The sequence below is a fragment of the Pseudomonas syringae group sp. 26L6 genome, from assembly GCF_032587815.1.
In the GTDB taxonomy this organism is placed as follows: domain Bacteria; phylum Pseudomonadota; class Gammaproteobacteria; order Pseudomonadales; family Pseudomonadaceae; genus Aquipseudomonas; species Aquipseudomonas amygdali.
This window is the reverse complement of record NZ_JAWHPJ010000056.1, coordinates 1-18,660: the sequence shown is the minus strand read 5'-3', so window position 1 is coordinate 18,660 and position 18,660 is coordinate 1. Positions and strand designations below refer to the sequence as shown.

Sequence of the window (18,660 nt, the reverse complement as noted above, 5' to 3'; positions counted from 1 at the left end):
GCTGACCGGCACCGCCTGGAAAACCCCTGATCGCTTATGACTCTGTAACGAGACCGATGACGTCATCCACACTCTTGCAAGCGTTGAGACGGTTGGCCGACAGGTTCTTATCCAGCCGTTCATTCGCAAGCGACATGAAGGTCAGGACCGCAATGGAGTCCCAATCCAGACTTTGTTCTTTGCTCAAGGTGCCTTCGCCTGCTTCCATCGCTTCTTCGATCAGCTTAAGTACTTTGTCTTCCATATCGATGCTCCCGGACAGCCTGCTATTGGATTAAAACGCGCGCCGACCAAAGCCTGCGCCTGACAGGACGTTAGCAATAATCGAACCAAGCCATTGAGCACACGGGGAAGCCCCTGTTACCGGGCTGGACAGGGGCAAAAGGCAGGCATTGAGGACACGAAAGTCAAAAACATGACAGGCTTATCGACAACGGGATAACGCAAGTGCGCGGCACCGCGTCAATATAATGCTGGTGCGCGGCTGTCTCATATTTCGCAGCAATTGCAGTTCGGGTTTCAGGGCAGATAAATGCTGAACATTGCCCCGCCCAGCACGCCGCCGTTGGCGATTTCGATTCGCCCGCGCATGCCGTTGCGCACATGCAGCCGGGCAATGTGCGCAGCAAAGTACAAGCCCAGGCCGGTACTGCCACTGCCCTGATTGATGCCCTGCACGTATTCGGTTTGACGCTCGATCAGATACGCCGGGTAACCGGGACCATCGTCATTGAGGGTGATCTTCAACTGACCGCCTTCTTCACCGATGCTGATCACGATCTGCTCGCGGGCAAAGCCGATGGCATTGACGATGATATTGCCGACCACCGAGCCCACCAGTTCACGGTCAAAAAAGCCCAAGGGGCTCATGTCATCGATTTCATAGCGCGCGGCGATACCGCGGCTGGCCAGCACGTCCTGATGGTGCGCCAGCTGCGCTTCGATGAAATCGTCCAGTTCGTGGTAATCCGGACGCAACGGCAGTTGATTGACACCGAGTTTGTATAGGCCCAGCAGTTGCACGAGCATGCCGTTGAGATTGGCGAACTCATAGTCGATGACGCCCTGTTCCGGCATGTCACGCTGCTGACCGGAAAGCTTCGCCAGCCACTCGCTGTGCGCCTGTGTCAGGGTCGCCAGCGAGTTTTTCATGTCGTGCACGGTGGAGGCGATCACCATGGAAAAGTCGAGGCCCTGCTCTGTCTCTTCACTCATGCGCCAAACGCCCTCTCCCTGAGTTTCTGGTAACGCTCATAACGCGGATCGCTTTCCGGAATCTTGCCCAGCACCTTCAGGCTGGCACGGCATTCGTCAATGCCGGCCTGCCCGAGGTTCTGCCCCGGATGAAGCAGCGACTGCACCATGTTCAGCACAATACTGATGTTCTTCGGCTGCAAGCCCAGCGCGCTGCGGAAAAACGCCTGCGCCTCGGTGAGGTTGCCGGCCTTGTAACTGCGCACGCCTTGCAGGTTGAAATCGATTGCAGCCTTGCTGGCGCCCAGAATCGCGGGATCGTCGGTCATGTTGGCGACGCTTTTCATCACCGCCGGATCATCGCCATAGGCTTCAGCACAGCTCTTCAAAACACTGGCGCCCGCTTCTTCCTGCCCCAGCTTCTTGAGCTGCGCAGCCACCATCAGGGCGGCATCGGCACTGAGCACCTGCTCCATGCCATCGAGCCTGGTCATCGCCTGTTCGGTGAGCTTGGCTGCGGTTTCCGGGTCCGAGTGCTGCAGGCTGGCAGCCTTCATCAGGCGGGTGCGCACTTGCAGACCTTCGTCGTCGGTATGTTCCTTGGCAACGTCGACAAGGGCGTTGTTGATCTCGACACGCGTGCGCGCATCCAGCCCCTGCTCGCCGCCCTTGCTGATCAGAGCATGTGCCAGACCCAGGTTGGTTTCCGGGTCCTTGAAGCGCGAATGCTGTCCTTGGGAAACCGCCTGGCGATAAGCTTTGGAGGCACTTTCAAAATCCTCGTTGCCCAGCGCCAGCTTGCCCAGCAGCTTCTGTCGACGGACTGCCAGAGGCGACAGGCGCACAGCGCTTTCCAGAACCGTCTGCGCCCGCTTGGCATCGCCAAGCGCCACCAGCACATCAGCCAGGCCGTCGAATAGCGCCGGCATGGCCGGAAACGCCTTGATTGCCTGTTCATAGACGGCCTGCGCTTCGGCAGTCTTGCCGCGTTTCAGCAGCAGACTGCCCAACGCGCCGTAGGCCCACGGCGTGGCACGATCAGCCAGAATGGTCTTGAGAAAAGCTTCCAGTGGCTCGTTCTGCTTCAAATCACGCAAGGCATCCGCCTTGTAGCGCAAGCACAACGGCGCATAACGCGGGTCCTGCTCGATCAGCTTGTTGCACGCGGCCAGTACCTCGGCCGGTTTGCGCCGGTCGAGGGCCTGCAGAATCGGCTTGAGCAAGGTCTTGCGCTGCACCAGCTTTTCCAGGCGCTGGGCCAGCCCGGCACGGTTGAACGGCTTGGTCAGGTAACCGTCCGGCTCCCACTCAAGCGCACTCATGACCATCGCCTGACTGTTTTCGGCAGTGACCATAATGAATACGCTTTCGTAACTCAGCAGCCGCTCGACCATCAAGTCTTCCAGCACCTGCTGGCCATTCTTGCGGCCATCACCCAGATTGAAGTCGTGCAATACGAAGTCATAACGCTTTTGCGAGCACATGCGCAGCGCCTGCTCGCCGGTGTCGGCGGTATCCACTTCCTTGACGCCCAGTTCACGCAGCATCGACCGCACTGAACTGCGAAAGTCAGAGAAGTCATCAACGATAAGAAAGCTTTTTTGGTTGTACGCCAGCATCCGGATTCCTGCACAGGAGAGGGTGAAAATATGAGACCCACGGCCTGAAAACCACTCAGACCCGACTCGGCAGCCCATTTTTCAGGACGCACATAATAACTGATGGCAACATGCCATAACACAGTTCGCCGTTGCCGCCCTCTCCGCAACAAGCCACGCGGTTCAGGGCAACACTCAGTTTTTCGACCATACGGGCAGAAACTGTAGAACGAACATCAACTTCGCGCATTGTCCGGGCGGCAGGCATGCAGACATTTTGCGTGCTGGATCGTAATTGCAGGAGCAGGAAGGGAGTTTTAGCGGAGGCTCATCACCTTTCGTTCATGCCAGCGCGCGGCGCCAGCATGAACAGGTGTTTCGGGCAGGTTTACACCCAGCCATCGTTCTTCTTGCGACCCTTGGTCAACGCCGGAAGGATCAGGCCCACCAGCAGGCCTGCACCGGCAATGCTGCCGCCATAGACCATGTAGCGCATCATCACCTGCTTGTTCTCGTCGCCGAGCCGCGCCTGAGTGGCACGCAATTCGGCCTGAGAATCAGCCAGTTGATCGTTAAGGGTCTTGGTGCGGGCTTCCAGTTCGTCGACCAGTTTCTTGCGCGCATCAAGAGTCTCTTGCATACCTTGCACACGGGTCTTCCAAGTATTGTCGATGCCTGCCAGTTGATCGGTCAGCTCGGTGACCTGCTGGGTCAGTTGCGGCACACGCTCGGCCTGACCAGGCACCTCCTGCAGGTCAGTGCTGGGGATCCACACCGTGGAACCGCCTTCGCCGCGCACCTGGCTGAACTTGCCCGAAGAGCTGAGCAGCTCGACCTTCTGCCCGGATTTCAGCGTCCCCACAATCCGATGATCATCGGTTGGTCCGCTGCGTACGTAGGTGGTGAGGCTGTCGCTGACCCAGCGATCGCTGCCTGCGGCCTGCGCGTTGCCAGGAACGACAACGGTCAATGCAGCGCCAAACAGGCCTGCGCCGAGCAAGCGACGCGAAACAGCGAACAGGCCAGGGGCTCGGGAAAGAAGTGCGGAGAAATGACGAGACATGGCGATAATTATCTTTATCTGAAATGAAAATAAAGCCTCGTTTAACGGGCCGGCTAAGGATGGGAGCGGCAGGCGATCAAAGGTTTTGCAACTCCTGCCCGGACGGAATGTCTGCCTATCAGGCGCGCTTAAAAGCACCTGATGATCCCTTTCGTGCAGGCCGTCCAGAAAGTCCATCAGCTAACAGACTCCGTTAACGGGGTCAGGTTCACTATTGCCCGTTGTACGCGTCAAAATTCAGCCGCACGGTCATGCCGGGCAAGTGCCTGCTTTCAAAAGAATTCGCTTGCCGATTCAATCCTACGATGGCGCACAAAGGCTCAAACAGGGGACGTCTGCGGTCCGGCGTTTGCTTTCCCGGCCAAGTGCTGTAGAAAAGGCTCCACAGGGGTGAATGTTCTCAATGTTCACCATCCTGATGCTCGACTGCATCGCTCTAATGGAAAATAGAATGATCCCAAGACAAGTGATTAACGCCACCGTAAGCCCGAAAGGCAGCCTTGAAACCCTGTCCCAGCGTGAAGTGCAACAACTCAGCGCGGCCGGTTCAGGCAGCACCTACACCCTGTTTCGCCAGTGCGCCCTGGCCATTCTCAATACTGGCGCCCACGTCGATAACGCCAAGACCATTCTTGAGGCGTACGAAAGCTTTGAAGTACGAATTCATCAGCAGGATCGCGGTGTGCGCCTGGAGCTGCTCAACGCTCCGGCCGATGCGTTTGTCGATGGTGAAATGATCGCCAGCACCCGCGAGATGCTGTTCAGCGCCCTGCGTGACATCGTTTACACCGAAAGCGAACTGGACAGCCAGCGCATCGACCTGAGCAATTCTCAGGGCATCACCGATTACGTGTTCCACCTGCTGCGCAATGCCCGCACGCTGCGCGCTGGCGTAGAGCCGAAGATGGTGGTGTGCTGGGGTGGTCACTCGATCAACACTGAAGAATACAAATACACCAAGAAAGTCGGCCATGAACTGGGCCTGCGCAGCCTGGATATCTGCACCGGCTGCGGCCCTGGCGTAATGAAAGGCCCGATGAAGGGCGCGACTATTGCCCACGCCAAGCAACGCATTGTCGGCGGTCGCTATCTGGGCCTGACCGAGCCGGGCATCATTGCGGCCGAAGCACCCAACCCGATCGTCAACGAGCTGGTGATCCTGCCGGACATCGAAAAACGTCTCGAAGCCTTCGTGCGCGTTGGCCACGGCATCATCATCTTCCCCGGTGGCGCCGGCACGGCTGAAGAGTTCCTCTATCTGCTTGGCATTCTGATGCACCCGGACAACAAGGACGTACCGTTCCCGGTAATCCTGACCGGTCCGAAAAATACCGAGCCGTACCTGCAACAGCTGCACGCGTTCGTCGGTGCCACGCTGGGTGAAGAAGCGCAGCGTCATTACCAGATCATCATCGACAACCCGGCAGACGTCGCCCGGCAGATGACTCAGGGCCTGAAAGAAGTGAAGCAGTTCCGCCGCGAGCGTAATGACGCGTTTCACTTCAACTGGCTGCTGAAGATCGAAGAAAGCTTCCAGCACCCTTTCGATCCGACTCACGAGAACATGTCGAAGCTGCAACTGAACCACGACGTGCCCACTCACGAGCTGGCCGCCAACCTGCGCCGGGCGTTTTCCGGGATTGTCGCGGGCAACGTCAAGGACAAGGGCATTCGCCTGATCGAGGAGCACGGTCCTTATCAGATTCAAGGCGATCCTTCGATCATGGGGCCGCTGGACAAGCTGCTGCAGGCGTTTGTCGATCAGCACCGGATGAAGTTGCCCGGTGGCGCGGCCTACGTGCCGTGCTATCAGGTCGTGGCCTGATCCCACGGCAATAATCGGCAGACAAACGGGGCGCTCTTTAGCGCCCCGTTTCTATTTCTGCTGACGAAACGCTTTGGGCGACTGCCCGGTGGCGCGTTTGAAGAAGCGCGAAAAATAAGCGGGTTCGGAAAACCCGAGGCTGTCGGACACCTGATTGATGGTCATGGTGGTGTAGATCAGGTTGCGCCTGGCCTCCAGCAACAGCCGCTGGCTGATGATCTGCAAAGCCGACTGGTTGCACAGGCGCCGACACAGCGAATTCAAATGCGCGGCGCTGATGCCCATGGCCTGCGCATGCTGGTGAATGGACCAGTGCTCGCGAAAACTCGCCTCCAACTGATGCATGAACACCTGCAAATGCTCACGGCCGCGGTCCATGGCGTGAATTTCTTCGCCAGCATGCTCGCTGCTGCGCCGACTGAGCCAGACCACCAGCACGTTGATCAATGAATGCAGCATCAGATCGCGACCAGCCCTGGGCTGCCGGTACTCGCGGGCGATGGCGCTGAACAGCGTATCAACGTAATGGCTGTCCGCCGCTAGCTCGTAACACCGTGCCGTGCGCATTGCCGAGCTGTCGAGTGCCGTCTCAAGCTGCTCCACCAAGGGTTTGGCCAGACTGAGAATGTGCCCCTGAATATCTTCGGCAAACCTGAAGGTGTGCACGCTTAACGCCGGAACCACCTGCAGCGAAGGTGTCTCGACCTCGGTGACCACATCCTCGACCTTGAGCATCGCCCTGCCGGACTGCACATACAGCAACTGCACCAGATCTCCATGGCGATGCGGCTTGATCTCCCATTCGTGCATCTTGCTGCGCTCGGGGATCGACTCGCAATGGATCAGGTCCGGGGTCGGCCAGGCCGCGGTTTCCCCGTAAAGCTTGAACACCGGTATCGTTGCAGTGGCAGGTCTGGCCATGTGTTCTTCTCCCGTCCTGACCCTCGAAAAGTCCAGATAATGCGTCGAATATTGCCTTCTTATCTCGATGGCATCCATTAAAAATGCAGGAGACAAAAACAATCATATCCCGCTGATGACACTTGGCAGGGATCAAAAACAGGACCATCGCCATGAAAACCCAGGTTGCCATTATCGGTTCAGGCCCTTCAGGGCTGCTGCTTGGCCAACTGCTGCAGCGTGCCGGCATCGACAACGTGATTGTCGAGCGCAAGGACCCCGATTACATCCTCTCGCGCATCCGCGCCGGCGTGCTTGAGCAAGGCATGACCGACCTGTTGCGTGAAGCAGGCGTCAGCGAACGAATGGACGCCGAGGGCTTGATTCATGACGGTTTCGAGCTGGCCTTCGACGGGCGCTGTGAGCGCATCGACCTGAAAACCCTGACCGGTGGCAGAACCGTGATGGTTTACGGCCAGACTGAAGTCACCCGCGACTTGATGGCCGCGCGCGCAGCAGCAGGTGCGATGACTGTCTATGACGCGTCTGACGTGAACATCCACGATCCAAAAACCGACAGTCCCTATGTGACGTTCGTGAAAGACGGCGAAACCGTGCGCCTGGACTGCGACTACATTGCCGGCTGCGACGGTTTCCATGGTGTATCGCGGCAATCGATTCCTTCTGAAACGCTGAAAATCTTCGAGCGCGTTTACCCGTTTGGCTGGCTCGGCGTGCTGGCCGACACGCCGCCGGTCAATGAGGAGTTGGTCTACGCCAATCACCCGCGTGGCTTTGCCCTGTGCAGCATGCGCTCGGCCATCCGTACCCGCTATTACGTGCAGGTCAGTGCCGAAGAGAAGGTCGAAGACTGGTCGGATGATCGCTTCTGGACCGAACTCAAAGCCCGTCTGCCCGAGCATCTGGCAGACCGCCTGGTGACCGGTCCGTCCATCGAGAAAAGCATCGCGCCGCTGCGCAGCTTCGTGGTGGAGCCCATGCAGTATGGCCGTCTGTTCCTGCTCGGCGATGCTGCGCACATTGTCCCGCCTACCGGCGCCAAGGGACTGAACCTGGCGGCCAGCGATGTCAGCACGCTGTACCGGATTCTGCTCAAGGTTTACCGCGAGGGCCGCACCGACCTGCTGGAAAAGTATTCGCAAATCTGCCTGCGCCGCGTGTGGAAGGCCGAGCGTTTTTCCTGGTGGATGACCTCGGTGCTGCACAACTTCCCCGATACCGATGCGTTCAGCCAGCGCATCCAGCAAACCGAACTGGACTACTACGTCGGCTCGCAAGCCGGGCGCAGGACCATTGCAGAAAATTATGTGGGTTTGCCGTATGAGGCGATTGAGTAGCGTATTTCACCTATTGCGTATGAGGACGCAGAGCGTCCTGAAAAGCATGCCGACGCCGAGCGTCGCACGATAGCGGTAGTGAGCTCTGCGTCCGGTCTTGAGCAGTTTCGCCAAGAGGATGCGCAGCCACCTGATGCAGGCCTGCGCAGAGCCCTGCGTTGTGCAATCACACAACGCACGCCCTCCACAGCCGTGCAAAACCCCAAAGCGTTTTCATGGGCACCACCCTATGATCGGCAGTGCACCTGACAGCTCCATAGCTGCATAAAAACAACAAGCACAGAGGAACACACGCCATGACCGCTACCTCGACCCACGAGGCGGGCGACGCTGACCGCAATCATGTCTACCGTCGTATCACCCTGCGCCTTATCCCGTTTATCTTCATCTGCTACCTGTTCAATTACCTGGACCGCGTGAATGTCGGCTTCGCCAAGCTGCAGATGCTCGACGCCCTGAGTTTCAGCGAGACTGTCTATGGCCTCGGTGCCGGTATCTTCTTCATTGGCTACGTGCTGTGCGGCTTGCCCAGCAATCTGGCGCTGAACCGCTTCGGGCCGCGCCGCTGGATCGGCCTGATGATGATTACCTGGGGCATCTTCTCGACCTGCCTGCTGTTCGTCACCACGCCGGTCGAGTTCTACGTACTGCGCTTTCTGACCGGCATGGCAGAAGCCGGTTTCTTCCCCGGCATTGTGCTGTACCTCTCGCGCTGGTACCCAAACCAGAGGCGTGGGCGGATCATGGCACTGTTCATGTCGGCCATTCCGGTCTCCGGGCTGTTGGGCGGTCCGTTTTCCGGCTGGATCCTCAACCACTTCGCCGCGGGTCAGGGCGGCATGGCGGGCTGGCAGTGGATGTTCCTGATTCAAGGCCTGCCGACCGTGGCGCTCGGTGTGCTGGCGTTCGTTCTGCTGTGTGACAAGGTCGAGGACGCACGCTGGCTGACGCCCGAACAGCGTCAGCGGGTCAAGACCGATATCACCAACGATGAACTGAGCCGTCCGGTGCAGGGTAAAAGCTCGGTGGCTTCGGTACTGAGCATGCCGTTCATATGGATTCTGGGCTTTATCTATTTCTGCATTCAGAGCGGCGTCTACGCAATCAACTTCTGGCTGCCGTCAATCATCAAGAATCTCGGTTTCAGCGATGCCTTGGTGATCGGCTGGATCAGCGCCGTGCCTTACCTGATGGCAGGCGTGTTCATGCTGCTGGTCGGCCGCTCCGCCGACCTGCGCAATGAGCGTCGTTGGCATTTGGTGGTGCCGATGCTGATGGGCGCCACGGGCCTGATCATCGCCGCCAACTTCGCGACAGTGCCCATCATCGCCATTCTCGGCCTGACCATCGCGACCATGGGTGCCCTCACCAGCCTGCCAATGTTCTGGCCCTTGCCAACCGCACTGCTCAGCGCCAGCGTTGCAGCGGGCGGGCTGGCGCTGATCAACTCGATCGGCCAGATGGCAGGTTTCCTCAGCCCGTATCTGGTGGGCTGGATCAAGGACCAGACCGGCTCGACCACTCTGGCGCTGTACTCGCTGGCCGCGCTGACCATCGTCGGCAGCCTGGTGGCCTTGCGAGTCAGTCGTCAATCGACAGGCAAGGTTGCGGCGACCGCCTGAACTTAACTACACCGTTCTCTTGAGCCAGGCCATGTGCCTGGCTTTTTGATTGAACCTGTCACTTTCAGGCAGAAACCCTACCAAAACATGAAAAAAACGATCAAAACGCTTGCCAGAAATGATTGATTCAATCATTATCGTTTTACTAAAAATAAAACGAGAACCTGGCCATGCAATTTCGCGGCATCATTCCAGCTCTGGTCACACCCTTCACTGCTGATCAGCAACTCGACGAGCAGGCCCTGCGTAATCTGATCGAAAACCTCCTGAATGCAGGCGTTCACGGGCTTTTCGTACTGGGCACCAATGGCGAATTCTTTACCCTTTCCGAATCGGAAAAACTCAAAATCGCTCGAATCACTGTCGAAGCCGCGGCAGGACGTGTGCCGGTTGTGGTCGGTACCGGCGCGTTCGCTACGCATGAAGTGATTGAAATGAACAAAAAGATGATTGATGTGGGCGCAGATGCCCTGTCGATCATCACGCCGTACTTCAACGCCATCAGCCAGTCCGAGCTGATCAAGCACTACACCGCCGTCGCCGACGCTTCCGAGCTGCCGCTGATGATGTACAACATCCCGGCCAAGACCGGCATGTCGATCGGCATCGGTGCCGTGGCAACCCTCAGCCAGCATCCGCAGATCAAGGGCATCAAGGACAGCGCCGGCAATTTCGACGCACTGGTGCAGATGATGCAGTACCGCAGCGACGACTTTGCGGTGTTCGCCGGAACCGACTCGCTGATCTACTGGAACCTGCTGGCTGGCGGTGACGGCGCTATTGCCGCAACCGCCAACGCCGTGCCGGAGGTGGTCATGTCGATCTGGAACAACTTCCAGTCAGGCAACCACGAAGCGGCCCGTGCCGCGCAGGAAGCCCTGCGCCCGCTGCGCGATGCCTTCGCGCTGGGCACCATGCCGGTGGTGCTGAAAACCGCAACGCAACTGCTCAATGTCCCGGTCGGCCCATGCCGTGCGCCCGTGCAGCCGCTCGATGCCGCCGCACTGGAAAAACTCCAGAACCTGCTGGCCGTCTACCGCCAAGCCTGAGGTAATCGCGATGTCTGCTACCTACCACTTCCAGACTGTGAAACATGTGCTCCACGGTCCCGGCAGCCTCGACCTGCTGAGCGAAAAACTGCCGCTGCTCGATGTACCTGTAAAAAGCGTGATTCTGGTTACCCAGAACGCCATGCATAACCTGGGGGTTACCCAGCGCGTCACCGAACAACTCAGTGCGCAGAATATCCGTGTGCACATGCTTGATAACGTCGAAATAGAACCGACGCTGGAAAATATCGAGCGGGTATTCCGCGAAGATGTCGCGCCGCACGCCCCGGACGCCCTGATCGCGATTGGCGGGGGCAGCGTGCTGGATGCCGCCAAGCTGTTCGCCGTCATGCTGACCAACGACACACCGCTCAGAGACCTGCTGGGCATCGACAAGGTGACTCACCCCGGCAAGCCTATGGTGCTGGTCCCGACCACGTCCGGTACGGGGTCGGAAGTGACACCCAATGCCATCGTCACTCTGCCCGATGAAGAACTGAAGATAGGCGTCGTCAGCCGTCATCTGCTGCCGACGCTGGTCATTCTCGACCCGCTGCTGACCCTCAGCCTGCCGCGCCCGATCACCGCCGCGACCGGCATGGATGCCTTCACCCACTCGCTGGAGTCCTTCATCTCCACCAAGGCCAACCCGATCAGCGATGCGTTTGCGCTGGAATCGATGCGCCTGATCGCAGGCAGCATTGTCGAAGCCTGGCAACAACCGGAATCGGTTCGCGCACGTGGCGACATGCTGCTGGGCTCGATGTATGGGGGCCTGGCGCTGACCGCCGCCGGAACCGCAGCGGTGCATGCACTGGCTTACCCGCTGGGTGGCAAGTTTCACGTCACCCACGGCGTGGCCAACGCCATGCTGTTGCCCCACGTGATGGCTTTCAACCTGGACAGCTGCGCCGAACGCCTCAAGCGCGCGGCACTGGTCTGCGGCGTGGCGCAGCAGGACGACAGTAACGAGACCGCTGCTCACAAGCTGATCGAACAGATTCGCCAATGGACCCAGGTGCTGAACATCCCACAGAACCTGCGTGAATTCGGGGTTGCCGAAGAGCATCTGGCGGACATGGCGGTAGCGGCTTCCAAGGTCACACGCCTGATGGCCAATAACCCCAAAGCCCTCAGCCTGGATGATATCCAGCAACTGTATCGGTGCCTGCTGCCATGAGCCGCGCCGAATTTCCGGGCCTGCTGATCATTGCTGACGACCTGTCGGGGGCAGCCGATTGCGCAGCGGACTTTGCTTCACGGATCGACACTCACGTGGTCCTGACCGGCAATGCCAAAGACTTGTCGGGGGTGATCGCCATTGATGCCGACTCACGTCGCCTTGACCCGCAACAGGCCGCCGATCAGAACCGCGCAGCCCTGCAACAGCAGTCCCGAACCGGGATGGCGCTGTACAAGAAAATCGACTCCACACTGCGCGGCAACGTCGCCAGTGAGGTCGATGCCTTGCAAGGCCTGCGCGGCATGGCGCTGGTCGCTCCGGCGTTCCCGGCCATGAAACGCACGACCGTTCAGGGTGTGCAATTGATTGACGGTGTGCCGGTCGATCAGAGCGATGTCTGGCGCAACGAGAACCTGCACGGCACCGGCAACCTGCTGGATCTGTTTGTCGCGCAGGGCCTGCGTACCCAGTGGCTCGGCCTGGACACCCTGCGTGATCCTTCACGGCTCAAAACCACATTGCGCAACGCACTTGAACAGGGTGTACAGGCGCTGGTCTGCGATGCACAACTGGACAGTGACCTGCTGCGACTGGCCCTGGCATCGGTGGCCTGGCATGACGAACTGTTCTGGGTCGGCTCTGCCGGGCTGGCTCGCCATCTGCCGCACGCCTTTGGGCTGGCCGAAGCCTTGCCGATCAAGGTCGAGCCGCGTTCACCGGTGCTGACCGTGGTGGGCAGCATGTCCCGGCATTCCCAGGCCCAGGCCGACCGGCTCGCACAGGCCAGCAAGCCACTGTGCCTGACACTGCAACCGGCAATGTTACTCAATGAAGATGCGCACGCCGAGCGCGCCGCAGCGTACCTGCAACTCCAAGAGCATCTGGCTACCGGGCGAGATGTGCTGGTACGCCTTGATCAACAACAACGCGACCCGGCGCAGGCGGCCATGTTGAGCAACGCGCTGGCGCAGTGGCTGGCCCCCGCCCTGCCCCATGCCGGTTCAGTGGTAGCCACCGGTGGCGAAACCGCCAGAGCCATTCTGATTGCAGCGGATATCAAACGCTTGACGCTGTTTGGCGAACTGGCCACCGGCGTGGTTCTGGCCGAGGCCCGACTGGGCAAGCACACGTTCAATGTCGTGACCAAAGCCGGGGGGTTCGGCAACCCCGACACCTTGCTCACCGCCTGGCAAATGCTCCACGCACCGGCTGCGACCGGCACCCCTTTCAACGAGGAAGCTTCCTATGTCTGAGCGTCTGTCTGAACGTCCCGTCATTGGTATCACCATGGGCGACGCCGCCGGGGTGGGACCGGAAATCATCATGAAAATGCTCACCCACGCCTCGGTGTACGCCACCTGCCGTCCGCTGGTGATCGGCGATGCCCAACGCCTGGAAGACGCCAACCGCATCGTCGGCAGCCAGTTGCGCGTCAACAGCATCGCCAGCCCTGCAGAAGCCCGTTTCATCCAGGGCACCGTGGACTGCATCGATCTGGACCTGATACCCGCTGACCTGCCCTACGGCAAACTGTCGGCGGTGGCCGGCAATGCAGCGTTCCGCTACATCGAGCGCACCGTGCAGCTGACTCAGGCCGGAGAGCTGGACGCCATATGCACCGCCCCCCTGAACAAGGAAGCGCTGCACGCAGGCGGGCATATCTTCCCCGGCCACACCGAAATGCTCGCGCACCTGCTGGGCATCGAAGAAGTCTCGATGATGTTGATGACCCCGACCTTGCGCGTCATTCACGTCACGACGCACATCGGCATCATCGACGCCATTGCGCGGATCGAGCCAGGGCTGGTCAAGCGCACCATAGAACGCGCCCGGGAAACCCTGATCCGCGCCGGTATCGAAAATCCGTTGATCGCGGTGTGCGGCATCAACCCGCATGCCGGGGAAAACGGCCTGTTCGGTTATGGCGAGGAAGCCACCAAGATTCAGCCCGCAATCGATGAACTGCACGCCCGCGGCTGGCGTGTGGAAGGCCCGCTGCCCGCCGACACGCTGTTTTTCCGCGCCGGACGTGGCGACTTCGATGCAGTGGTTGCGATGTACCACGACCAGGGCCACGGCCCGGTCAAGGTCATGGGCCTGGAAGCCGGCGTCAACGTAACCATCGGCCTGCCAGTGATTCGTACCTCGGTGGACCACGGCACCGCCTTCGATATTGCCGGCAAAGGCATTGCCGACGAACGCAGCCTGATCGAAGCCATGCGTCAGGCCGTGGAATTGGCAACCCGTAAACGCGACACCCGCAATTCCATCGCCGTCTGAGGCCGCTGCACTGACAGCAGCGGCCTATCCGAGCGGCACCCCATAACGCGCCAGAACAACAACAATGGAGCGAGACTGATGGATACCTTCAACGCGCAAGACACCTCGATCATCATCGGCATGGTGGTCGTCTATATCGTCATAACCACCTGGATGAGCATGCGCCTGCGCAGCAAGACCAGCGAGCAATACATGGTCGCCTCGCGCACCATGCCCGCCTTCGTCGTCGGCGTGCTGATGATGTCCGAGTTCATCGGTGCAAAGTCGACGGTCGGTACGGCACAGGCCGCATTCGAGAGTGGTTTTGCCGCCTCCTGGTCGGTGATCGCCGCGGCCATCGGCTTCCCGCTGTTCGGCCTGTTGATGGCGCGCAAACTGTATAGCTCCGGCGAGTTCACCATTTCCGGCTTCATCGCCAAAAAGTACGGCACCTCCACCAAGCTCGCGGTCTCGATCATCATGATCTACGCGCTGTTGCTGGTGAACGTCGGCAACTACGTCAGCGGCGCGGCAGCCATTGCCACGGTCCTGAAGATCAACCTGACCACCGCGGCGTTCATCACGGCGATCATCAGCACGCTGTACTACGTGTTTGGCGGTCTGAAAAGCGTGGCCTACATGAGCATCCTGCACACCGGGGTGAAATACATCGGTGTATTGATCGTACTGGGCGTGGCGTTGAAAATGACCGGTGGCTTCAGCCCCGTGGTGCAGAACATGCCCGAGCATTACTTCACGTGGGACGGGGCCATCGGCGGCTCGAAAATCATGGCCTGGATCATCGGCACGGTCGGCGCGATTTTCTCCACGCAGTTCATCATTCAGGCCATCTCCTCGACCCAGAATCAGAACGCGGCACGCCGCTCGACCTTCTACGCCTCGCTGCTGTGCATCCCGATTGCCCTGGCGCTGGGCTTCATCGGTGTCGCCTCCAAATACCTGCACCCGGAAATGAGCAGCCTGTACGCCCTGCCGATCTTCCTGCAATCGATGAGCCCGGTATTGGCTGGCGTCGTGACCATCTCGCTGGTTGCCTCGATTTTCGTCAGCGTCAGCACCGTGGCACTGGCCATCGCCTCGCTGGTGGTCCGTGACTTCTACGTACCGTGGCGCAAACCGTCGGTGGATCAGGAGTTCAAGACCACGCGCCTGATTGCACTGGTGATCGGTTTCGTGCCGCTGTTCTTCGTATTCTTCGTGCCCGAGATCCTTAACCTGTCGTTCTTTACCCGTGCCCTGCGCCTTTCGATTGCCGTGGTCGCCATGATCGCGATCTACCTGCCGTTCTTCGGTTCGGGCCGAGGCGCTACCCTGGGGTTGATCGCTTCAGCCATCACCACCAGCGTCTGGTATCTGCTGGACAACCCCTACGGCATCGACAACATGTATATCGCGCTGGTGACACCGGCTATCGTCATTGCCATCGAGCGCCTGCTGCCGCAGTCCGCGTCGTCCAAACCTGCTCAAACCGAGGTTCCTCATGCCAACCGCTGATACCCGCCAGGACGCATTCCTGCCAACGCCTTACGCGCAGAACCATGCCGCGAACCTGCACGAGCTGGCCGACGGCACGCTGCTGTGTACCTGGTTCGCCGGTACTCAGGAGGGCATGGCCGACATCTTCGTGCTGCTGTCGCGCCGCGACCCGGCCACCGGCGTCTGGAGCGAGCCGCAGAAAATGTCCGAAGATTCGTCCCGCTCGGAACAGAACCCGATTCTGTTCCAGGCACCCGGTGGCCCGTTGTGGCTGATCTGGTCAGCACAGATTTCCGGCAATCAGGAGACCGCCATCATCCGCCGTCGTCTGTCACTGGATAACGGCCAAAGCTGGGGGCCGATTGATACCCTGTTCGACGAGCCCGGCACCTTTGTGCGCCAGCCGCCAGTGGTGCTGGATAACGGCGACTGGTTGCTACCGGTCTGGTACTGCATCACCGGGCCCGGCGAAAAGTGGGTCGGCAACCATGATGTCAGCGCGGTGATGATCTCCACCGATCAAGGCCACAGCTGGACGCGCCACGATGTGCCGGACAGCACTGGCAGCGTGCACATGAATGTTCATCAATTGCCGGATGGCAGCCTGCTCGGCCTGTTCCGCAGCCGCTGGGCGGACTTCATCTACAGCAGCCGCTCAACCGACCGTGGCCGCTCCTGGAGCGCCCCGACGCCGACCGAACTGCCTAACAACAACTCGTCGATCCAGTTCGTGAAGCTGGCGACCGACGAACTGGCCCTGGTCTACAACCCGGTCAGTGCCGAAGGCCACGCCCAGCGCCGGGCCTCGCTGTACGACGAAATCGAGGATGAGGGCGACGACCGCGTCACACCGGGCGCACGTCAGGACGGCAAGGCAGCGGTGTGGGGCATCCCCCGCGCACCGATGAGCCTGGCGATCTCCCGCGACGGCGGGCACAGCTGGCCGACCCGGCTGGACCTGGAGCTGGGTGACGGCTTCTGCCTGACCAACAACTCGCAGGAAAAGCTCAATCGCGAGTTCTCCTACCCCAGCATCATTCAGGCCGCCGATGGCAGCCTGCACGTCGCGTTCACCTACTTCCGGCAGAAGATCAAGCATGTCCACCTGCCGCTGAACGCGATCCGCTGACCCACCCGCGTCGATTGGCCTGTTGCTGATCGACGCCTTTGCGGAACCCATGTCATGCCCGAACCGATTCAGTCCGTACTCGTCACCGGTGCCAGCTCCGGCATCGGCAAAGCCATTGTCACGCGCCTGCTGGAACAGGGCCTGCAGGTCACCGGTCTGAGCCGTCGTGCGCCGGACCTGCAACACCCGAACTTCACCTGGCGCGAGTGCGACCTCAATGACTTCGCCGCGCTGGACAAGGCGCTGCAACAGACGCCGCACATCGATGCGCTGATCCATGCGGCAGGCTTCATGCGCACCGCGCCGTTGGGCGAGCTGAACGATGCCGATGGCCAGGCCATGTGGCATCTGCATGTCGCCGCTGCCAGTCACATGGTCAACGCGCTGTACCCACGGCTGCGCGCCGGTTCGCGGATTCTGATGATCGGCAGCCGGACCATGCAGGGTGCGGCCGGGCGCAGTCAGTACGCTGCCAGCAAAGCGGCGCTGCAAGGCATGGTTCGTTCCTGGGCCATCGAACTGGCGCCACGCGGCATCACCGTCAACCTGATCGCCCCCGGTGCCACCGAAACGCCCATGTTGCAGGCCCCCGGACGCAGTGGCACGCCACCGCGAAAACCGCCCATCGGCCGTTTTGTGCAACCGGATGAAATCGCCGGTCTGGCGGCGTTTCTGCTTGGCCCCGACGCGGGTGCAATTACCGGGCAAAGCCTGGTGGTGTGCGGCGGTGCGTCGTTGTAAGGTTGCATCCCGTTTCCAGGCTTTAACACAAGGGCTGTAATGAAAGTCGCCAACCGTCGTCAAGCGATACTCGAACTGGTTCTTTCCGGCAAATCCAACGTGGACGAGCTGTGCACCCAACTCGGCGTCTCGGAAGCCACTGTACGCCGCGACCTCACAGCCCTGGCCGAAGACGGCTTGATCCTGCGCACCTATGGCGGCGCGGCGCATGTCGGCCAGCGCGAACCGGAAACCTCGCTGGAAGAGCGAAGCCGCCAGCACAGCCAGGAAAAAATGGACATCGCCCGTGCCGCGTTGGCGCATATCAACGATCACGACACACTGTTTCTTGAAGGCGGCACCAGCACCAGCGCGCTGGCGCACATTCTCAATCAGCGACGCGGGCTTCATGTAATCACCAACAACCTGTTGGCACTCAGCGATCTGGCGTTGATACCCGATGGGCGCATTACCGTGCTGGGCGGCACACTGCGGGCATCGAGCATGTCGACTTATGGCGTGGCGGCGCAGGCAGCGCTGGAGCACCTGAGCGCCGACAAACTGTTCATCAGTGCCGACGGTGTGGTGGCTGAACTGGGCCTGTGCGAGGCCAGCGCCGAGCAGGCGTACCTCAAGGAAAACATGCTGGCGCGGGCTGCACAGGTTTTCGTACTGGCCGACGTTACCAAGCTGGGCCGCGCGCGTCAGCAGCACTGGACACCGTTGCGCCAGCCCTGGACGCTGATCACCAACCCGGTGGATGACGAGTCACTGCTCACCCCTTTCAAGGCGCGCAAAAGCATTCAGGTGGAAATTGCCATGCCCGGCTGACTTCACGCTCATAGCATAAAACAGTGATGTGCAAATTCTTGCGCATCACATGAACGCTGAAACTGGTCACGCCCCATACACAAAGCCCTCCAGCACCTAAACGAGCTTGCGCATACATGCGCAAAAGCCTGCGCACTATTTCGCGTTTTTTGCCTGGCCATTGAGCTTTTTTTAAACTTTTAAACGCTATCTATTTGTTTTAAATAGATAAAAAAATTGTCGGCACACATCTTGGAATGTACTTCTGCATACAGCGGGCGAAATTGCCCGTTTCTGCGCTGAGAATTTCCCACATGACCGATAAGCACGGCACGCACCAGCAACGACGCGCCGCACTGTTCCCCAAGACTCCGGCGACGGCCACCAGCCTTTGTCCTTTCAGAGGACCGAACGTCGCCATCGTGCCGGTGCGCTACGCACTGGATCGCTCCC

At 59.9% G+C, this 18,660-nt stretch carries 16 protein-coding genes; 11 read left to right on the top strand and 5 right to left on the bottom strand.

What is annotated here, in order from left to right; all coding sequences use genetic code 11:
• Positions 1 to 34: 34 nt before the first annotated feature.
• The 4 genes from RYA97_RS24465 to RYA97_RS24450 form a co-directional block, all read right to left on the bottom strand.
• Entirely contained in the window at positions 35 to 244 is a 210-nt protein-coding gene (locus tag RYA97_RS24465; RefSeq protein WP_005780394.1) for a hypothetical protein, read from the bottom strand.
• Between the two features lie 275 nt (positions 245 to 519).
• On the bottom strand, positions 520 to 1,215 hold the full coding sequence (locus RYA97_RS24460) for a sensor histidine kinase (protein ID WP_005759355.1): 696 nt from the start codon (positions 1,213 to 1,215) through the stop codon (positions 520 to 522).
• The gene (locus RYA97_RS24455) at positions 1,212 to 2,813 is read right to left on the bottom strand and encodes a tetratricopeptide repeat-containing response regulator (protein ID WP_016981590.1); all 1,602 of its coding nucleotides are present in this window, start codon (positions 2,811 to 2,813) and stop codon (positions 1,212 to 1,214) included. Before RYA97_RS24455 ends, RYA97_RS24460 begins: the two co-directional genes overlap by 4 nt.
• A 367-nt stretch (positions 2,814 to 3,180) precedes the next feature.
• Entirely contained in the window at positions 3,181 to 3,855 is a 675-nt protein-coding gene (locus tag RYA97_RS24450) for a TIGR04211 family SH3 domain-containing protein (RefSeq protein WP_005731537.1), read from the bottom strand.
• Positions 3,856 to 4,306: 451 nt separating this feature from the next.
• Here RYA97_RS24450 and ppnN point away from each other — a divergent pair, with 451 nt between their 5' ends.
• A complete protein-coding gene (gene ppnN, locus RYA97_RS24445; RefSeq protein WP_002554339.1) occupies positions 4,307 to 5,680 on the top strand; it encodes a nucleotide 5'-monophosphate nucleosidase PpnN in 1,374 nt (457 codons plus the stop codon).
• A gap of 51 nt (positions 5,681 to 5,731) precedes the next feature.
• Here the strand turns inward: ppnN and RYA97_RS24440 are convergent, their stop codons facing one another.
• Positions 5,732 to 6,601 carry a helix-turn-helix domain-containing protein gene (locus RYA97_RS24440; protein WP_005744545.1) on the bottom strand — a complete coding sequence of 290 codons (870 nt, stop codon included), beginning with the start codon at positions 6,599 to 6,601 and terminating at the stop codon, positions 5,732 to 5,734.
• Between the two features lie 152 nt (positions 6,602 to 6,753).
• Here RYA97_RS24440 and pobA point away from each other — a divergent pair, with 152 nt between their 5' ends.
• The 10 genes from pobA (at position 6,754) to RYA97_RS24390 (ending at position 18,228) form a co-directional block, all read left to right on the top strand.
• Positions 6,754 to 7,938, top strand: a complete 1,185-nt coding sequence (gene pobA, locus RYA97_RS24435; RefSeq protein WP_005744544.1) for a 4-hydroxybenzoate 3-monooxygenase — start codon at positions 6,754 to 6,756, stop codon at positions 7,936 to 7,938.
• Positions 7,939 to 8,234: 296 nt separating this feature from the next.
• A complete protein-coding gene (locus RYA97_RS24430; RefSeq protein ID WP_316893244.1) occupies positions 8,235 to 9,560 on the top strand; it encodes an MFS transporter in 1,326 nt (441 codons plus the stop codon).
• Between the two features lie 170 nt (positions 9,561 to 9,730).
• Positions 9,731 to 10,609, top strand: a complete 879-nt coding sequence (gene dapA / locus RYA97_RS24425) for a 4-hydroxy-tetrahydrodipicolinate synthase (RefSeq protein ID WP_316893242.1) — start codon at positions 9,731 to 9,733, stop codon at positions 10,607 to 10,609.
• Between the two features lie 10 nt (positions 10,610 to 10,619).
• Positions 10,620 to 11,789, top strand: a complete 1,170-nt coding sequence (locus RYA97_RS24420) for an iron-containing alcohol dehydrogenase (RefSeq protein WP_005744541.1) — start codon at positions 10,620 to 10,622, stop codon at positions 11,787 to 11,789.
• Positions 11,786 to 13,045, top strand: coding sequence for a four-carbon acid sugar kinase family protein (locus RYA97_RS24415; RefSeq protein ID WP_117139648.1), 1,260 nt, complete (start codon positions 11,786 to 11,788; stop codon positions 13,043 to 13,045). Before RYA97_RS24420 ends, RYA97_RS24415 begins: the two co-directional genes overlap by 4 nt.
• Positions 13,038 to 14,072 carry a 4-hydroxythreonine-4-phosphate dehydrogenase PdxA gene (pdxA, locus tag RYA97_RS24410; protein ID WP_016981601.1) on the top strand — a complete coding sequence of 345 codons (1,035 nt, stop codon included), beginning with the start codon at positions 13,038 to 13,040 and terminating at the stop codon, positions 14,070 to 14,072. Before RYA97_RS24415 ends, pdxA begins: the two co-directional genes overlap by 8 nt.
• 78 nt (positions 14,073 to 14,150) lie before the next feature.
• Complete coding sequence (locus RYA97_RS24405) at positions 14,151 to 15,566, top strand: sodium:solute symporter family protein (protein ID WP_005744538.1); 1,416 nt, start codon at positions 14,151 to 14,153, stop codon at positions 15,564 to 15,566.
• Positions 15,553 to 16,677, top strand: coding sequence for a sialidase family protein (locus RYA97_RS24400; protein ID WP_117139649.1), 1,125 nt, complete (start codon positions 15,553 to 15,555; stop codon positions 16,675 to 16,677). The genes RYA97_RS24405 and RYA97_RS24400 overlap by 14 nt, the downstream gene beginning before the upstream one ends.
• A 54-nt stretch (positions 16,678 to 16,731) precedes the next feature.
• Positions 16,732 to 17,418 (top strand): SDR family NAD(P)-dependent oxidoreductase, encoded by a 687-nt coding sequence (locus RYA97_RS24395; RefSeq protein ID WP_005780377.1) that lies wholly within the window; start codon positions 16,732 to 16,734, stop codon positions 17,416 to 17,418.
• Positions 17,419 to 17,457: 39 nt separating this feature from the next.
• Entirely contained in the window at positions 17,458 to 18,228 is a 771-nt protein-coding gene (locus RYA97_RS24390; protein ID WP_005780375.1) for a DeoR/GlpR family DNA-binding transcription regulator, read from the top strand.
• The last annotated feature ends 432 nt before the right edge of the window (positions 18,229 to 18,660 follow it).

Coding starts and splice junctions, on each gene's coding strand:
- RYA97_RS24465 (WP_005780394.1), bottom strand. CDS start 244: ATGGAAGACAAAGTACTTAAGCTGATCGAAGAAGCGATGGAAGCAGGC.
- RYA97_RS24460 (WP_005759355.1), bottom strand. CDS start 1,215: ATGAGTGAAGAGACAGAGCAGGGCCTCGACTTTTCCATGGTGATCGCC.
- RYA97_RS24455 (WP_016981590.1), bottom strand. CDS start 2,813: ATGCTGGCGTACAACCAAAAAAGCTTTCTTATCGTTGATGACTTCTCT.
- RYA97_RS24450 (WP_005731537.1), bottom strand. CDS start 3,855: ATGTCTCGTCATTTCTCCGCACTTCTTTCCCGAGCCCCTGGCCTGTTC.
- ppnN (WP_002554339.1), top strand. CDS start 4,307: ATGATCCCAAGACAAGTGATTAACGCCACCGTAAGCCCGAAAGGCAGC.
- RYA97_RS24440 (WP_005744545.1), bottom strand. CDS start 6,601: ATGGCCAGACCTGCCACTGCAACGATACCGGTGTTCAAGCTTTACGGG.
- pobA (WP_005744544.1), top strand. CDS start 6,754: ATGAAAACCCAGGTTGCCATTATCGGTTCAGGCCCTTCAGGGCTGCTG.
- RYA97_RS24430 (WP_316893244.1), top strand. CDS start 8,235: ATGACCGCTACCTCGACCCACGAGGCGGGCGACGCTGACCGCAATCAT.
- dapA (WP_316893242.1), top strand. CDS start 9,731: ATGCAATTTCGCGGCATCATTCCAGCTCTGGTCACACCCTTCACTGCT.
- RYA97_RS24420 (WP_005744541.1), top strand. CDS start 10,620: ATGTCTGCTACCTACCACTTCCAGACTGTGAAACATGTGCTCCACGGT.
- RYA97_RS24415 (WP_117139648.1), top strand. CDS start 11,786: ATGAGCCGCGCCGAATTTCCGGGCCTGCTGATCATTGCTGACGACCTG.
- pdxA (WP_016981601.1), top strand. CDS start 13,038: ATGTCTGAGCGTCTGTCTGAACGTCCCGTCATTGGTATCACCATGGGC.
- RYA97_RS24405 (WP_005744538.1), top strand. CDS start 14,151: ATGGATACCTTCAACGCGCAAGACACCTCGATCATCATCGGCATGGTG.
- RYA97_RS24400 (WP_117139649.1), top strand. CDS start 15,553: ATGCCAACCGCTGATACCCGCCAGGACGCATTCCTGCCAACGCCTTAC.
- RYA97_RS24395 (WP_005780377.1), top strand. CDS start 16,732: ATGCCCGAACCGATTCAGTCCGTACTCGTCACCGGTGCCAGCTCCGGC.
- RYA97_RS24390 (WP_005780375.1), top strand. CDS start 17,458: ATGAAAGTCGCCAACCGTCGTCAAGCGATACTCGAACTGGTTCTTTCC.